The sequence below is a fragment of the Serratia sp. 14-2641 genome, assembly GCF_001692375.1.
GTDB classification, from domain to species: domain Bacteria; phylum Pseudomonadota; class Gammaproteobacteria; order Enterobacterales; family Enterobacteriaceae; genus Chania; species Chania fonticola_C.
The window spans coordinates 18,128-34,793 of sequence record NZ_LXKR01000005.1; the positions used below are offsets into that span (position 1 = coordinate 18,128).

Annotated in this window: 13 protein-coding genes; 10 read left to right on the forward strand and 3 right to left on the reverse strand. The window is 56.9% G+C overall.

The features are described 5' to 3' along the window. Positions 1–6: 6 nt before the first annotated feature. The 6 genes from thiB (at position 7) to ilvN (ending at position 5,574) form a co-directional block, all read left to right on the forward strand. Positions 7–993 carry a thiamine ABC transporter substrate binding subunit gene (thiB, locus tag A6U95_RS03885; protein WP_065683552.1) on the forward strand — a complete coding sequence of 329 codons (987 nt, stop codon included), beginning with the start codon at positions 7–9 and terminating at the stop codon, positions 991–993. Beyond that, positions 969–2,576: a thiamine/thiamine pyrophosphate ABC transporter permease ThiP gene (gene thiP / locus A6U95_RS03890; protein WP_065683553.1), complete on the forward strand. Its 1,608-nt coding sequence runs from the start codon at positions 969–971 to the stop codon at positions 2,574–2,576. The genes thiB and thiP overlap by 25 nt, the downstream gene beginning before the upstream one ends. Then, entirely contained in the window at positions 2,563–3,267 is a 705-nt protein-coding gene (thiQ, locus tag A6U95_RS03895) for a thiamine ABC transporter ATP-binding protein ThiQ (protein ID WP_065683554.1), read from the forward strand. The genes thiP and thiQ overlap by 14 nt, the downstream gene beginning before the upstream one ends. 103 nt (positions 3,268–3,370) lie before the next feature. Then, positions 3,371–3,469, forward strand: coding sequence for an ilvB operon leader peptide IvbL (ivbL, locus tag A6U95_RS30535; RefSeq protein ID WP_102026041.1), 99 nt, complete (start codon positions 3,371–3,373; stop codon positions 3,467–3,469). Between the two features lie 113 nt (positions 3,470–3,582). Next, positions 3,583–5,277, forward strand: a complete 1,695-nt coding sequence (gene ilvB, locus A6U95_RS03900) for an acetolactate synthase large subunit (protein WP_024483548.1) — start codon at positions 3,583–3,585, stop codon at positions 5,275–5,277. A 3-nt stretch (positions 5,278–5,280) separates the two neighbouring features. Then, positions 5,281–5,574, forward strand: a complete 294-nt coding sequence (gene ilvN / locus A6U95_RS03905) for an acetolactate synthase small subunit (protein WP_024527189.1) — start codon at positions 5,281–5,283, stop codon at positions 5,572–5,574. Positions 5,575–5,639: 65 nt separating this feature from the next. Here ilvN and dinQ read toward each other — a convergent pair whose 3' ends face one another. Next, positions 5,640–5,729 (reverse strand): damage-inducible type I toxin DinQ, encoded by a 90-nt coding sequence (gene dinQ / locus A6U95_RS29565; RefSeq protein WP_138106268.1) that lies wholly within the window; start codon positions 5,727–5,729, stop codon positions 5,640–5,642. Between the two features lie 172 nt (positions 5,730–5,901). Beyond that, on the reverse strand, positions 5,902–6,669 hold the full coding sequence (locus A6U95_RS03910) for a DedA family protein (protein ID WP_065683555.1): 768 nt from the start codon (positions 6,667–6,669) through the stop codon (positions 5,902–5,904). A gap of 170 nt (positions 6,670–6,839) precedes the next feature. Between A6U95_RS03910 and A6U95_RS03915 the strand changes: the two genes are divergently transcribed. From A6U95_RS03915 to rluA, 3 genes are all read left to right on the forward strand, one after another. After that, entirely contained in the window at positions 6,840–9,206 is a 2,367-nt protein-coding gene (locus A6U95_RS03915; RefSeq protein ID WP_065683556.1) for a DNA polymerase II, read from the forward strand. Positions 9,207–9,562: 356 nt separating this feature from the next. Continuing rightward, positions 9,563–12,469 carry an RNA polymerase-associated protein RapA gene (rapA, locus tag A6U95_RS03920; protein ID WP_024483551.1) on the forward strand — a complete coding sequence of 969 codons (2,907 nt, stop codon included), beginning with the start codon at positions 9,563–9,565 and terminating at the stop codon, positions 12,467–12,469. A gap of 54 nt (positions 12,470–12,523) precedes the next feature. After that, positions 12,524–13,174 carry a bifunctional tRNA pseudouridine(32) synthase/23S rRNA pseudouridine(746) synthase RluA gene (gene rluA / locus A6U95_RS03925; protein WP_065683557.1) on the forward strand — a complete coding sequence of 217 codons (651 nt, stop codon included), beginning with the start codon at positions 12,524–12,526 and terminating at the stop codon, positions 13,172–13,174. Between the two features lie 31 nt (positions 13,175–13,205). Here the strand turns inward: rluA and djlA are convergent, their stop codons facing one another. Continuing rightward, positions 13,206–14,039: a co-chaperone DjlA gene (djlA, locus tag A6U95_RS03930; protein WP_024483553.1), complete on the reverse strand. Its 834-nt coding sequence runs from the start codon at positions 14,037–14,039 to the stop codon at positions 13,206–13,208. Between the two features lie 230 nt (positions 14,040–14,269). Between djlA and lptD the strand changes: the two genes are divergently transcribed. Continuing rightward, a complete protein-coding gene (gene lptD, locus A6U95_RS03935) occupies positions 14,270–16,636 on the forward strand; it encodes an LPS assembly protein LptD (RefSeq protein WP_065683558.1) in 2,367 nt (788 codons plus the stop codon). The last annotated feature ends 30 nt before the right edge of the window (positions 16,637–16,666 follow it).

The following is a 16,666-nucleotide window of genomic DNA, read 5'->3' on the forward strand; positions in this document are numbered from 1 at the left end:
TGCAAAGTGGTCAAAAAATACCTGCCCTGTTTATTACTGCTAGCGGCGATGCCCGTCCTGGCCAAGCCAACGCTGACGGTCTACACCTACGACTCTTTCGCTGCCGACTGGGGCCCTGGCCCGGTGGTAAAAAAAGCCTTTGAGGCCGAATGTGACTGCGAATTGAAATTCGTGGCGCTGGAAGACGGCGTGTCGTTACTCAATCGCCTGAGAATGGAAGGCAAGAACAGCGCCGCCGACGTGGTTTTGGGCCTGGACAACAACCTGCTGCAAGCCGCGCAGCAAACGGATCTGTTCTCCGCCAGCCAAGTCGATACTAGCAAGCTCACGGTTCCCGGTGGCTGGCACAACCAGACCTTCGTTCCCTACGACTATGGCTACTTTGCTTTCGTCTACAATAAAGACAAGCTGAAGAACCCGCCGACCAGCCTGAAAGAGTTGGTGAGCAGCGATCGCCCCCTGAAGATCATCTATCAGGATCCGCGCACCAGCACACCTGGCCTTGGCCTCCTGCTCTGGATGCAGAAAGTGTATGGAGACGAGGCACCGCTTGCCTGGCAACAGTTGGCGAAGAAAACCGTCACCGTTACCAAAGGCTGGAGTGAAGCCTACGGCCTGTTCCTGAAAGGGGAAGGCGACATGGTACTGAGCTACACCACCTCCCCTGCCTACCATCTGATCGAAGAGAAAAAAGACCTCTATGCGGCGGCTAACTTCAGTGAAGGCCACTACCTGCAAATCGAAGTCGCTGGCAAGCTAAAGGCCAGCAAACAGCCAGAACTGGCCGAGCGCTTCATGCAGTTTATGGTCTCCCCGGCCTTCCAGAACACCATTCCCACCGGCAACTGGATGTACCCGGTGATCAAGACGGAACTGCCCGCCGGTTTCGAACAGATGACCGTGCCGCAAACGGCATTGCAATTCAGCGCCGAGGAAGTGGCACAACAGCGTGGTAACTGGATCCGAGCATGGCAAACTGCCGTCAGCCACTGATCCCCCGCTGGTTATGGCCGGGGCTGATGGCCGCAGGTCTGATCCTGCTGATCGCGTTGGCGGCCATGGGCTCGCTGTGGCGTCATGCGCCCGAAAGTGATTGGCGCAGCCTGTGGCAAGACAGCTACCTGTGGCATGTAGTGCGCTTTACCTTTTGGCAGGCGCTACTCTCTGCCGTGATCTCGGTGGTGCCTGCCATCTGGCTGGCCCGAGCGTTATACCGGCGGCGCTTCCCTGGCCGTAACCTGCTGCTGCGGCTGTGCGCCATGACGCTGGTGCTGCCGGTGCTGGTGGCTGTATTTGGCATGTTGAGCGTCTACGGCAGGCAAGGCTGGCTGGCAACGCTCTGTGGTTGGCTGGGCGTGAACTACAGTTTTTCGCCTTATGGCCTGCAAGGCATCCTGCTGGCACATCTGTTCTTTAATATGCCGCTGGCCACCCGCCTTCTGCTACAGGCGCTGGAGAACATCCCCACCGAGCAGCGCCAACTGGCCGCACAGCTGGGGATGAACGGCTGGCAGCAGTTCCGCTTTGTGGAATGGCCTGCGTTACGCCGCCAGATCCTCCCCAGCGGCGCACTGGTGTTTATGCTGTGTTTTGCCAGCTTTGCAACCGTGCTTTCGTTGGGCGGCGGGCCACAGGCCACCACCATAGAGCTGGCGATCTATCAGGCCTTGAGTTACGACTACGATCTCAGCCGCGCGGCACTGCTGGCGCTGATCCAACTGGCTTGCTGCCTGGGGCTGGTGGTGCTCAGCCAGCGTTTGAGCCAGGCTCTGCCGGTTGGCCATACCCACGCCCAGCGCTGGCGTGATCCGCAGGACAGTCTGGGGCGGCGCATTAGCGATACGCTATTTATTGTCGCTGCGCTACTGTTACTGCTACCTCCGTTGCTGGCGGTGATCATCGACGGTGCCAACCAAACGCTGGTCACCGTGCTGCAACAGCCCATTCTCTGGCAGGCCCTGTTCACCTCACTACGCATCGCACTAGGCGCGGGCATTTTGTGCGTGGTATTGACCATGATGCTGCTATGGAGCAGCCGTGAGCTGAAGCTGCGACAACGGGCCGCCTGGGGCCAAACGCTGGAACTGAGCGGCATGGTGATCCTGGCGATGCCGGGTATTGTGCTGGCTACCGGTTTCTTTCTGTTGCTGAGCGATACCACTGGACTGCCGCAGTCGCCTTATGCGCTGGTGATCCTCACCAATGCGTTGATGGCGATACCCTACGCACTAAAAGTGCTGGAAAATCCAATGCGCGATCTGGCCGAGCGTTATAATCCACTATGCTTGTCGCTGGATATCCACGGCTGGCAGCGGCTGCGCTGGATCGAGCTGAAAGCGTTGCAACGCCCGCTGGCGCAGGCTTTGGCCTTTGCCTGTGTGCTGTCGATTGGCGATTTCGGCGTGGTAGCACTGTTCGGCAACGAGCAGTTCCGTACCTTGCCTTTTTATCTCTATCAGCAGATTGGCGCATATCGCAGCAACGACGGGGCCGTGACTGCCCTGCTGCTACTGCTGCTCTGTTTCCTGCTGTTTACCCTGATTGAACGTTTACCGGGCCGCCATGCTGACGCTTGAAAAACTGACCTATCTGTACGAACACCTGCCGATGCGTTTTGACCTGCGCATTCAGCCGGGAGAACACGTCGCGGTGCTGGGCCCTAGCGGCGCAGGCAAAAGCACCCTGCTCAGCCTGATCGCCGGTTTTCTGCCAGCGGCCAGCGGTAAACTGTGGCTCAACAGCAGCGATCATACCGCTTCGCCGCCAGCCAAACGCCCGGTGTCGATGCTGTTTCAGGAAAACAACCTGTTTGCCCACCTGACGGTCAAGCAAAACATCGGCCTGGGGCTGGATCCTGGACTGCGCCTAACCGCCGCACAGCAGGAACAACTAGCACAGATTGCCCAACAGGTCGGGTTGGAGGAGCATCTGCAGCGCCTGCCGTCACAGCTTTCCGGCGGGCAGCGGCAGCGGGCAGCCTTGGCGCGTTGCCTGATCCGCCAGCAGCCGATCCTGCTGCTCGATGAGCCTTTCTCTGCACTCGATCCGGCACTGCGCAGTGAGATGCTGCAACTGCTGCAAAACGTCTGCGACCAGCGCCAACTCACGCTGCTGATGGTTTCACACAATCTTGAGGATGCCGCCCGCATCGCGCCGCGTACGTTGCTGGTCGTGGATGGGCGGATTTATTACGACGGCCCGACGCAGGCATTAGTAAGCGGCAGCGCTCCGGAGGCCAAGGTGCTGGGTATTCCGGTTAAACCGTGATCTACCACGCGTTTTTTATGCTGAACCAATAAACCTGTTGTGCGAATTTTGCACCTGTGGTTTTATAAAATTCTGTTTTTTACTACTGATGATAAGGCTCCCTGTGATCGCATCCTCGCTGACCTCGACCCTACTAACAACCGCGCTACCAGCCGCGGTGGTCGTCGTGCGTGTGGTGGTGGTCGTCGGCAACGCGCCGTAGGGTCCGAATCAACGCATCGATTCCCAAACCCCGCCGGCGCAAACCGGGCGGGGTTTCTTGTTTTAGTCTCCCTGCCCAGAAAAGCTAACCGGCCCAGAGAAAAGGATAGGCACATGGCAACTTCGGGCACGCCACACCAAGGCCAACGTATTACCGGCGCACAGCTGATCGTGCATCTGCTGGAGCGTCAGGGTATCACCACTATTGCAGGCATTCCCGGTGGCGCAGCGCTGCCGCTGTACGATGCTCTGAGCCAAAGCACCGTCATCCAGCACGTGCTGGCCCGCCACGAGCAAGGGGCCGGTTTTATGGCGCAGGGCATGGCACGTACCAACGGCAAGGCGGCGGTCTGTATCGCTTCCAGCGGCCCGGGAGCCACCAATCTGGTGACCGCCATTGCCGACGCCAAGCTCGATTCGATCCCGCTGGTGTGCATCACTGGCCAGGTATCTTCCTCGATGATCGGTACCGATGCCTTCCAGGAAGTGGATACCTACGGCATTTCCATTCCCATCACCAAATACAACCACCTGGTCCGTGATATCAGCGATCTGCCGCAGGTGATCTGCGACGCATTCCGCATTGCCGAATCCGGCCGCCCAGGCCCGGTGTGGATCGACATCCCGAAAGACGTGCAAACCGCCGAAATTGAGTGGGATTTGTTACCGCCAATGGCCGTACCAGACGCCCCACCGGCCTTTGATAGCAAGCAGGTCGAACAGGCTGCTGCAATGATCAATCAGGCCAAGCGCCCTATTCTGTATCTGGGCGGCGGCATCATCTGCGCAGAAGCCCATAAACCGGCGCTGGAAATGGCCGAGCGCTCCAACCTGCCAACCACCATGACGCTGATGGCATTGGGAGCAATGCCGGTGGAACACCCGCTGTCATTAGGCATGTTGGGGATGCATGCCGCGCGCAGCACCAACTTTATCCTGCAAGAAGCCGACCTGCTGATCGTGCTTGGCGCCCGCTTCGACGACCGGGCAATCGGTAAAACCGAGCAATTCTGCCCGAACGCCAAAATTATCCACGTGGACATCGACCGTGCCGAACTGGGCAAGGTTAAACAGGCCAATATTGCCATCCATGCCGATGTCGGCCAGGTGCTGCAACAGCTGTTACCGATGATCGAAGCACAGCCGCGTACCGAATGGATGAACACCGTTAACGATCTGAAGCGTGAATTCCCGATCAACATGCCAAATGTGGCAGACCCATTGAGCCATTACGGGCTGGTTAAAGCCGCAGCACGCTGCGTGGACGAAAGCGCCATTATCACCACCGATGTAGGCCAGCATCAGATGTGGGTAGCCCAGGCTTATCCACTGAGCCGCCCGCGCCAGTGGCTGACCTCCGGCGGTTTGGGCACCATGGGCTTTGGTTTGCCTGCTGCGATTGGTGCAGCCCTGGCAGAGCCTCAGCGCAAGGTGCTGTGTTTCTCCGGTGACGGCAGCCTGATGATGAATATTCAAGAGATGGCGACCGCCGTTGAGCATAATCTGGACGTGAAAATCATCCTGATGAACAACCAGGCCTTGGGATTGGTACACCAGCAGCAGACGCTGTTCTATCAACAGCATATCTTTGCCGCCACCTATCCAAAGCGTACCGATTTCCTGAAGATTGCCGCCGGGTTTGGCCTGGACACCTGCGATTTGAATGCCGAGGCAGATCCACAGGCCGCGTTGCTGGCGGCCATCCAACGTCCTGGCCCTTGCCTGATCCACGCGCTGATCGATATCAACGAAAAAGTTTACCCAATGGTGCCACCGGGTGCCGCCAACATCGAAATGATTGGAGAATAAGCCATGCAATCACTACAAAAGAATCCACAGGTGATCCTGGAGTTGGCGGTACGGAACCATCCGGGCGTAATGACCCACGTTTGTGGCCTGTTTGCCCGCCGTGCCTTTAACGTGGAAGGTATTTTATGTATGCCGCTGAAAGATGGAACCCAGAGCCGCATTTGGCTATTGGTGGCCGACGATCAACGCCTGGTGCAGATGATCAGCCAGGTTGAAAAGCTGGAGGATGTGTTACAGGTGAAACGCCATAGCGAAGATATGCGGGTGTTTGAGCAGTTGGAGGCGTTCTTCCAGTAAACTTTCGCGGCTGAATGTTAAAGGCCGGGAGTGGTTAGCCCCCGGCCTTAGCTACGTTTCCATTATCAGTTCAGTAACTGAAGCACATAACGGATCAGTTCCAGCAACGCGATCAGCGCCCCAAGAACGATGATTGCCTTATCGATATCAATCATCCGGTTACTCCATTTCATGGAGTGAGGACACTACCGCTTACCCATACGCTGCCTGTCACGGTAGCTGCCTTCCAATGTTAGTTACTGACTGTCTCACCCCGGCCAGAGTTACCAGCTCTAGAGCGGGAAATAAAAAAACCGACCTCACCAGTCGGTTTTTTTACGCCTGAAATCAGCCCGCCAGCACTTTCCACAGCAGATGTCGATATACCGGCATCAACGCCTGCTGATGCATATAATAGAAACACACCAGCGCCCCTACCCAGCTCGCAATACAGGCCAACCGCAGCCGCCTCGGCGTTAGCCAGCGCGTCAGCTTATCGGCACTGCGCTTTCCTTCACGCCACCAGCGCCAACTCAGCCAAGCTGCCAGCCACAACAGTACCACCACGCCAAACAACAGCCATTTGAACAACGCGCTGTTGGCGCTGGCAGGAATATCGATCGCGACTCCCGCCAGAATGCCGGGAAAGAAATAGACCGGTGGCCAGGTCAGGCAACCGATGATATTCGGCAGGGCAAATTTGTAGGGAGGCAGATCGAGCATGCCGGCAACCATCGGCACCAGCGGGCGCGTCGGGCCAACAAAACGGCCGATCAAAATCGTAACGATACTGTGCTGATGCAGCGCATGCTCGGTTTTATCCAGCATCGCCTTGTTCTTTTTCAGGAACGACCAACGGTGCAGCGGCCCCTTGAAAGCCCGGCCGATAAAGTAGGAGATCCAATCCCCCAGCAGACAACCGACAATGCCCGCCCCCCAGGCCATATAAAAGTCCACCTGTCCGCTGCCGATCAGTGCACCAATGCTGGCCATCATCACCGTGCCCGGCAATAACAAACCGACCAACGCCAGCGACTCCAGGAACGCCACCAGCATGACCACCACCAGGGTGAAAGCCAATGACTGGGTGATCAACTGCTGTAAATAGGCTTCCATTAAACCTCTGTTGGTAAGCTAAACGTATGGGCGAAGGATTGTCCGGCGCGGGCCAGGGGGAGTCAATCGTTGAATTGTATGTAGATTTAGCCAATCCGGCCAGTAATAGACAATTACTGTATAAAAACCCATACTATAAACATCTATAGATCACCGATGCTCAGAAACTAGTGACATCTCTACAGCAGGGTTTCTTACTCACCCGCCATTGGCGTGATACGCCCGCCGGTACCGAAGTTGAGTTCTGGCTGGCAACCGATAGCGGGCCACAGCGGCTACGGCTGGCCCCACAGACCTCCGTGGCATTCATTCCCGCCGAACAGCGTCAGCGGGCAGAGTTGCTGCTGCGTGAAGAGCGTCATGTCGAGCTGAAACCCTTGCCGCTGCAGGATTTCCATTCCCGTCCGGTGATGGGCCTTTATTGCCGCCAGCATCGTCAGTTGATCAAGCTGGAAAAACTGCTCAAAGAGGGTGGCGTCAACGTGTTTGAGGCCGATATCCGCCCGCCGGAACGCTATCTGATGGAGCGCTTTATCACCGCCCCGGTGTGGTTCAACGGCCAACCCGACGGTAACGGCCTGTGGCTCAACGGCCAGATGAAGCCTGCCCCAGACTACCGCCCCACTCTAAAGCTGGTATCACTGGATATCGAAACCACCGCCCATGGCGAGCTTTACTCCATCGCGCTGGAAGGCTGTGGCCAGCGCCAAGTGTATATGCTCGGCCCGGCCAACGGCGGCACTGAGGCGCTGGATTTCGAACTGGAATACTGCAACAGCCGCCCACAAATGCTGGAACGCCTGAACCAATGGCTGGAGCAGCACGATCCCGACGCCATTATCGGCTGGAACCTGGTGCAGTTCGATCTGCGGGTGCTGCAGAAACACGCCGAACGTTATCAGATCCCCCTGCGCTTTGGCCGTAGCGGTAACCTGTTGGAATGGCGCGAGCACGGCTTTAAGCAAAACCACTTCTTCGCCTCGGCCTCCGGGCGATTAATTATCGACGGTATCGAGGCGCTGAAATCGGCCACCTGGAACTTCCCGTCCTTCAGCCTGGAATATGTGGCGCAAACGCTGCTTGGGGAAGGGAAATCGATCGACAACCCTTACCAGCGGATGGCGGAAATAGACCGCCGCTTTGCCGAAGATAAACCCGCTCTGGCTCGCTATAACCTAAAAGACTGCGAGCTGGTGACGCGTATTTTCGCCAAAACCGAACTGTTGACCTTCCTGCTCGAACGCGCCACCGTGACCGGCTTGGCGGCCGATCGCAGCGGCGGTTCGGTGGCGGCCTTCAACCATCTTTATATCCCGCGCATGCATCGTCAGGGCTATGTGGCTCCAAACCTTGGGGAATTGCCGGAAGAGCACAGCCCCGGCGGCTTTGTGATGGATTCACAGCCCGGCCTGTATGATTCGGTGCTGGTACTGGATTACAAAAGCCTGTATCCGTCGATCATCCGCACCTTCCTGATCGATCCCGTCGGGCTGGTAGAAGGCATGCAGCACCCAGATGATGAAAACTCGGTGCCGGGTTTTCGCCAGGCTCGCTTCTCCCGCACCAAACACTGCCTTCCCGAGATTGTTCGACAGATCTGGCAGGGGCGCGAAGCGGCCAAACGCCACAACAACAAACCGCTGTCGCAGGCGCTCAAGATCATTATGAATGCCTTCTACGGCGTGCTGGGATCGAGCGGCTGTCGCTTCTTCGATCCCCGGCTGGCCTCGTCGATCACCCTGCGCGGCCACGAGATCATGCGCCAGACGCGGGAGTTGATCGAAGCTAAAGGTTACCAGGTGATCTACGGCGATACGGACTCGACCTTTGTCTGGCTGAAAAAGGCCCACAGTGAACAGCAGGCCGCCGAGATTGGCCGCGAACTGCTCGATCACGTCAATCAATGGTGGCAGCAGCATCTGCAACAGCAATATGGGCTGGAAAATGCGCTGGAGCTGGAGTTTGAAACCCACTATTCCCGCTTTTTAATGCCCACCATCCGCGGTGCCGAGCAGGGCAGCAAAAAACGCTACGCCGGGTTGATCAGCAAACCGGACGGCAGTGAAGAGATGGTGTATAAAGGGTTGGAAACGGTACGCACCGACTGGACCCCGCTGGCGCAGCAGTTTCAGCAGCAGCTCTATCAACGCATCTTCAAGCGCCAGCCCTATCAGGACTTTGTGCGCGATTACGTGGCCAAAACGCTGAACGGCGAATTTGACGACCGGCTGGTGTACCGTAAACGCCTGCGGCGCAAGCTGGACGACTATCAACGCAATGTCCCGCCACACGCCCGAGCAGCCCGCCTGGCCGATGACTATAATCGTCAACAGGGGCGGCCACTGCAATATCAGAACGGTGGCTGGATCAGCTATGTAATGACGCTAGCCGGGCCAGAGCCGCTGGAAACCCGGCAATCTGCGATCGATTACGATCATTATCTCGAACGCCAACTGCAACCGGTGGCAGACGCTATACTTCCCTTCCTGTACGACGATTTTTCGGCGTTGGTCACCAGGCAGATAGGCCTGTTCTGAGCGGTCAAAGCAGGGGGTAATCCCCCCCCATGGGGAAACCCTTTCTTTTTACTGGTGTTAGTCGGCATTTGGGAAGAAAAAATCATCGGGTTTTACAGGTGACGAATGCGCCGCCTTCCATTACCATAGCGCCCTTCCCAAATTCTGAACCACTATTCACAACATCGTTGTCGCCATGCCGTCACCAGACGTCTGGCGTAACAGGCTATTACCCGCTAAATGAAAATAAAGCTCGCCAACCGGTAACAACGTGGTGGCAGGCAAGATGCCGGGAATAGCAGGCAGTTGAAACAGGTTACCCAGGGCTTATCTGCCGGGTAGCAAGACTTACTTAATAAGAATCGAGCCGACAAACTATGCCTTTTACACTTGGTCAACGCTGGATCAGCGATACGGAAAGCGAATTGGGACTGGGAACCGTGGTAGCACTGGACGTGCGCATGGTGACCCTGCTTTTCCCCGCAACCGGTGAAAACCGCCTCTATGCCAGAAACGACTCGCCAATCACCCGCGTGATGTTTAACCCGGGCGACACCATCAGCAACCACGAAGGCTGGCAGTTGCAGGTGGAGGAAGTCAAAGAGGATAACGGCCTGTTGACCTATATCGGCACGCGTCTGGACACCCAGGAAAGCGGCGTCGCTATGCGTGAAGTGCTGCTGGACAGTAAGCTGACCTTCAGTAAACCGCAAGACCGCCTGTTTGCCGGTCAGATTGACCGCATGGATCGCTTTGCGCTGCGTTTCCGCGCCCGCAAATACCAGAGCGAACAGTATCGCCTGCCGTTCGCTGGCTTGCGTGGTATGCGCGCCAGCCTGATCCCGCACCAATTGCATATCGCCTACGAGGTCGGCCAGCGTCATGCGCCGCGCGTTCTGTTGGCTGATGAAGTGGGCTTGGGTAAAACCATCGAAGCCGGGATGATTATTCATCAGCAACTGCTGGCTGGCCGCGCCGAACGCGTGCTGATCGTGGTGCCGGAAACCCTGCAACACCAGTGGCTGGTTGAAATGATGCGTCGCTTCAACCTCTATTTCTCCCTGTTTGACGATAGCCGCTATTCCGAAGCGATGCTCGACAGCAGCAACCCGTTCGAAACCGAACAGTTAGTGATCTGTTCGCTGGATTTCGTGCGTCGCAACAAACAGCGCCTTGAGCAGTTGGCCGATGCCCACTGGGATCTGCTGGTGGTAGACGAAGCTCACCACCTGGCCTGGAGCGAAGACGCGCCGAGCCGTGAATATCAGGTGATTGAACAGTTGGCGGAGCACATCCCGGGCGTACTGCTGCTGACGGCAACCCCGGAGCAGCTTGGCCAGCAAAGCCACTTTGCCCGCTTGCGCCTGCTGGATCCCAGCCGTTTCCATGACTACCAAGAGTTTGTCACCGATCAACAGAAATACCGCCCGGTAGCCGATGCGGTGACGCTGTTGCTGAGCGGCGAGCGCCTGGCGGATGACAAGCTGAACCTGTTGGGTGAGCTGATCGACGAGCAGGACATTGAACCCCTGCTGAAAGCGGCCAACAGCGATACCGACAACAGCGAGCAGGCGCGCCAGGAACTGGTCACCATGCTGATGGATCGCCACGGCACCAGCCGCGTGCTGTTCCGTAATACCCGTAACGGCGTAAAAGGCTTCCCACGCCGCCACCTGCACCAGATCAAACTGCCGTTGCCAACGCAATATCAGACGGCGATCAAGGTGTCCGGCATCATGAGCGCCAAGAAAACCGTCGAAGCCCGCGCCCGCGACATGCTCTACCCAGAACAGATTTATCAGGAGTTCGAAGGGGAGAATGCGACCTGGTGGAACTTCGATCCGCGCGTTGAGTGGCTGCTGGATTATCTGGTCGCCAACCGTCATGAGAAAGTGCTGGTGATTTGCGCCCAGGCCGCGACCGCTCTGCAACTGGAGCAGGTGCTGCGTGAGCGCGAAGCGATCCGGGCCGCCGTGTTCCACGAAGGGCTGAGCATTATCGAACGCGATCGCGCCGCCGCCTACTTCGCTTCACAGGAAGAAGGTGCACAGGTGCTGCTGTGCTCCGAAATCGGTTCGGAAGGGCGTAACTTCCAGTTTGCCAGCCAGATGGTGATGTTCGACCTGCCGTTTAACCCGGATCTGCTGGAACAGCGTATTGGCCGTCTGGATCGTATTGGCCAGATGCACGACATCCAGATCATGGTGCCTTACCTGGAAAACACCGCTCAGGCCGTGCTGGGCCGCTGGTTCCATGAAGGGCTGGATGCCTTCGAGCACACCTGCCCAACCGGCCGGCCGATTTATGACAGTTGCTATGAGCAACTGATTGGCTACCTGGCCGCCCCTACCGAGCAGGAAGGTCTGGATGAGTTTATCCATGCCTGTAACCAGCAGCATAAGCAATTGAAAACGCAGCTGGAACAGGGCCGTGACCGTCTGCTGGAAATGCACTCCAACGGCGGTGACAAAGCGCAGGCGCTGGCGGAAGCCATTGCGGCGCAGGACAACGACGTTAACCTGGTGAGCTTTGCGCTCAACCTGTTCGATATCGTCGGCATCAACCAGGAAGACCGCAGCGACAACCTGATCGTCCTGACTCCGTCCGACCATATGCTGGTACCGGACTTCCCGGGGCTGCCGCAGGATGGCTGCACCGTGACGTTTGATCGCGAGCAGGCGCTGTCGCGTGAAGATGCCCAGTTTGTCAGCTGGGAACACCCGATTATCCGCAACGGGCTGGATCTGATCCTCTCCGGCGACACCGGGAGCTGTGCAGTTTCCCTGTTGAAAAACAAGGCACTGCCGGTGGGCACCCTGCTGGTCGAACTGGTGTATGTGGTTGAGGCGCAGGCCCCTAAACACCTGCAATTGACCCGCTTCCTGCCGCCAACGCCGATCCGCATGTTAATGGATCGCAAGGGAACCAACCTGGCAGCACAGGTCGAGTTCGAAAGCTTTAACCGCCAACTGAACGCGGTCAATCGCCACACCTCCAGCAAACTGGTCAATGCGGTGCAGCAAGAAGTGCACGTGATGCTGCAACAGGCAGAAAGCCTGGTGGAAGAACAGGCCCGCGCCCTGATCGAACAGGCCAAGCAAGAGGCCGATGACAAGCTGAGTACCGAGCTGGCACGTCTGGAAGCCCTGAAAGCGGTTAACCCGAATATCCGTGATGACGAAGTCGAAGCGCTGGAGTTCAACCGCAAGCAGGTGCTGATTAACCTCAACGAAGCGGGATGGCGGCTGGATGCTATTCGTCTGGTAGTGGTGACACACCAGTGATCCACACAACGGGGAGCCAAGGCTCCCCGGTTTGCCCTTCTCAGCGGAGCTAACATGGAACCTTACAATCCCCCGCAAGATCCGATGCACGTGCTGTATCAGGATGAGCACATCATCGTGGTCAACAAACCTAGCGGGCTGCTTTCCGTGCCTGGCCGAGCCCCGGAGAACAAGGACAGCCTGATGACGCGTATCCAGGCAGACTTTCCTGCGGCGGAGTCCGTGCATCGCCTGGATATGGCTACCAGCGGGGTGATCGTGGTGGCATTGAACAAGGCCGCCGAGCGTGAGCTAAAACGCCAGTTCCGCGAGCGCGAGCCGAAAAAATGCTACATCGCCCGCGTGTGGGGGCATATGGCACAGGATGAAGGGATGGTGGATTTACCGCTGATTTGCGACTGGCCTAACCGGCCCTTGCAGAAAGTCTGTTTCGAAACCGGCAAGGCCGCACAGACCGAATATGTGGTGCTTTCACGGGACGCGGATGGCAGCACGCGGGTCAAGCTGCTGCCCATCACCGGGCGCTCACACCAATTGCGTGTGCATATGCTGGCATTGGGTCACCCCATTCTTGGCGATGGCTTCTACGCCCCGCCAGAGGCCAAGGCGATGGCACCGCGCCTGCAGCTGCACGCACAAGAGTTGCGTATCACCCATCCCGCGTTCCAGACACCGATGCATTTTCGCGTAGAGCCGGATTTCTGAGTTTTAAGAGCGCCGCACACGGCGCCCTTAACTATTTAAAGCCCTTCTCGCGTTTGATCAGGTCGTAGGCTGCCTGGATCTCCTGCGCTTTCTGTTTCGCCATCTCCATCATTTCCGGCGGTAATCCCTTGGCGACCAGTTTATCCGGGTGATGCTCGCCCATCAGCTTACGATAGGCACGTTTGATGGTGGTGGCATCGTCGCTGCTGCTCACGCCCAGCACCTTGCAAGCATCCTCCAGCGTTGGGCCACGTTGCGCCTGCTGGTAGCCGCCCTGGGAGTATCCCCCTTGCTGCCCCTGCCAACTGCCGCCACCGAACTGACGCCCGCCTTCAATCATGCTGAGGAACTGATCGAACTGAGCGCGGGAGATCCCCAACTCTTCGGCGATCACATACAGCACCTGGCGTTCATTCGGATGCAGCGAGCCGTCGGCAAACGCGGCCTGGATCTGAATTTCCAGAAACATCCGAATCAGGTCAAAGCGACCAAAACAGATGCTGCGTAACTGCTGCAAGGTTTCACGCAGCGGAAACTGGCTGTGCTTGCCTTCGCGGAACGCCTGCTGCGCCGCGGTTCGGGCCTCGCCATGCAGTTGCAGGCGGTCCATAAACAGACTGGCTATCTGGATATCAGCTTCGGTCACCCGCCCTTTCGATTTGGTCAGATGCCCCATAACCTGAAAGGTAGTGCGGAAAAATAACGTCTGCCGCGTTTGCTGATCGGTAAAGAAGCCCCGACTGCGCTTGTTATTACGTGCGGTATCAATCATATGGCCAACGATCAACCCCAGCACGACACCCCAGAATCCGCCGCCAGCCCAAATGGCGACAATCACTCCGAGCAGTTTTCCCCAATACTGCATATACTCCCCAACTATCAAACCGTAATAAGCCGTGTATCCCCATCGGTACGTGCAAGGGTTAAGGCGATTTTTTCCAAGAATTCGATTATCATACCTGTCATTTATCTCTGCGCCTAACGACGACGCAATCGAACGGCAGGATTTAACACTAGCGCAACGCTGATGAGTGATATAGTCTCTGACCGTTTGCCGGACATGACGCCTCTGATGACGGAACACCAAAACCGCGTATGAAAAAAAGTTTCCCAACACTGCTGGCCACGTTAATTTGGACGGCGATATATAGTCAGCACGCGCTGGCAGATCTGGCCGAGCAATGTATGCTCGGTGTGCCTGTTTATGATAAACCCGTGATCAGCGGCGACCCCAACAGCCTGCCGGTCACCATCATTTCCGATGATTCACAAGCCAACTATCCGAACAACGCGCTGTTCACCGGCAACGTCAACGTCGAACAGGGCAACAGCACCCTGACGGCGAAGCAGGTTGAGCTGAAGCAGACGCAAAAAGACGGGCAGCCGGATCCCATCCGTACCGTTACCGCCACCGGTGACGTGAATTACGCGGATAATCAGATCAAACTGAAAGGCCCTAAAGCCTGGTCAAACCTGAACACCAAAGATACCGACGTCTATCAGGGCGACTATCAGATGGTGGGCCGCCAAGGGCGTGGTGACGCCGACAAGATGAAGATGCGCGGTCAAAACCGCTACACCATCCTGGAAAACGGTACCTTCACCTCGTGCCTGCCTGGCGATAACAGCTGGAGCGTTGTGGGCTCCGAAGTGATCCACGATCGCGAAGAAGAAGTGGCCGAAGTGTGGAACGCCCGCTTCAAGATTGGCAAGGTGCCGGTGTTCTACAGCCCCTATTTGCAGCTGCCAGTGGGCAATAAACGCCGCTCCGGCTTCCTGATCCCCAATGCCAAATATGGCAGTAATAACGGCTTCGAGTTCATGCTGCCGTATTACTGGAACATTGCGCCAAACTTTGATGCCACCATCACCCCGCACTACATGACGAATCGCGGCCTGCAGTGGCAGAACGAATTCCGTTATCTGTTGCAACCGGGTCTGGGCACCATGGCCTTCGACTGGCTGCCAAGCGATAGGCAGTACGAAAAAGATCACGGAGATGTCGACGACAGTAAGCGTTGGCTATTCTACTGGGGCCATAACAGCGTAATGAATCAGGTGTGGCGTTTCAACGTCGACTACACCAAGGTCAGCGACCCTTATTACTTCACCGATCTGGATTCCAAATACGGTTCCACCACCGATGGCTACGCCACGCAGAAATTCAGCGTCGGTTATGCTGACGAGAACTGGGATGCTACGCTGGCCTCCAAGCAGTTCCAGATCTTCAGCGGTGCAGGTAACCAGAACGCCTACCGTGCACAGCCGCAGTTGGATCTCAACTACTATAAATCGGATATCGGTCCGTTTGATTTCCACACCTTCGGCCAGGTTGCCAACTTTACCAGCGTCAACCCGAATAACCCGGAAGCCACCCGTTGGCACATTGAACCGGCGATCAATCTGCCGCTGGTCAACAGTTGGGGCAGCCTGAATACCGAAGCCAAACTGATGGCGACGCATTTCCAGCAGACCATCCCGAACGGTTTTGCCGCCGACTATGCCAACCGTAACCCGGGTAGCCCGGTTCCCGATCTGGAAGGTTCGGTCAACCGCGTACTGCCGCAGTTCAAGACCGACGGCAAGGTGGTGTTCGATCGCCCAATGGATTGGTCAGAAGGTTATACCCAAACCATCGAGCCACGTATGCAGTACCTGTACGTGCCTTATCGCGATCAAAGCGATATCTATACTTATGACTCAACCCTGCTGCAAACCGACTACTCGGGCCTGTTCCGCGACCGCTCCTACAGCGGCCTGGATCGCATCGCCTCGCAGAACCGCGTGGCAGCCGGTGTCACTTCGCGTATTTATGATGACGCGCTGGTTGAACGTTTTAACGTTTCCGTAGGTCAAATCTACTACCTCAGCCGCTCGCGGACCGGGGATCAAAGTAGCAACTTTGATAATAGCGATGATACCGGCAGCGTCGTCTGGGCTGGTGACACCTATTGGAAGATTGACGATCGCTGGGGCCTGCGCGGTGGTGTGCAATACGACACCCGTCTTGACAGCTTCGCGTTAGGCGACGCGGTAGTGGAATATCGTCAGGATCAGAATCGTATGGTGCAGTTGAACTACCGTTATGCCAGCCCGGAATATATTTCGGCAACCCTGCCGGATATCAGCAACCCAGGCTATCAGGACGGTATTTCACAGGTCGGTCTGGTGGCCAGTTGGCCGATTGCCGATCGTTGGGCAGTCGTCGGGGCGTATTACTACGATACCCGTGCGAAACAAACTGCTAACCAGTTGGTCGGCCTGCGCTATAACACCTGCTGCTGGGCGGTTAACGTGGGATATGAGCGCAAGATCACCGATTGGGACTACGGCAATCAGGTCAGCAAGTACGATAACAAAGTTTCATTCAACGTCGAACTGCGTGGCTTGAGCAGCGATCACAGCCTTGGCACCAATGAAATGCTGCGTTCGGGTATTCTGCCTTACCAACGTGCCTTCTGATATTGATTAACGAATTGAAAAAAACAACTT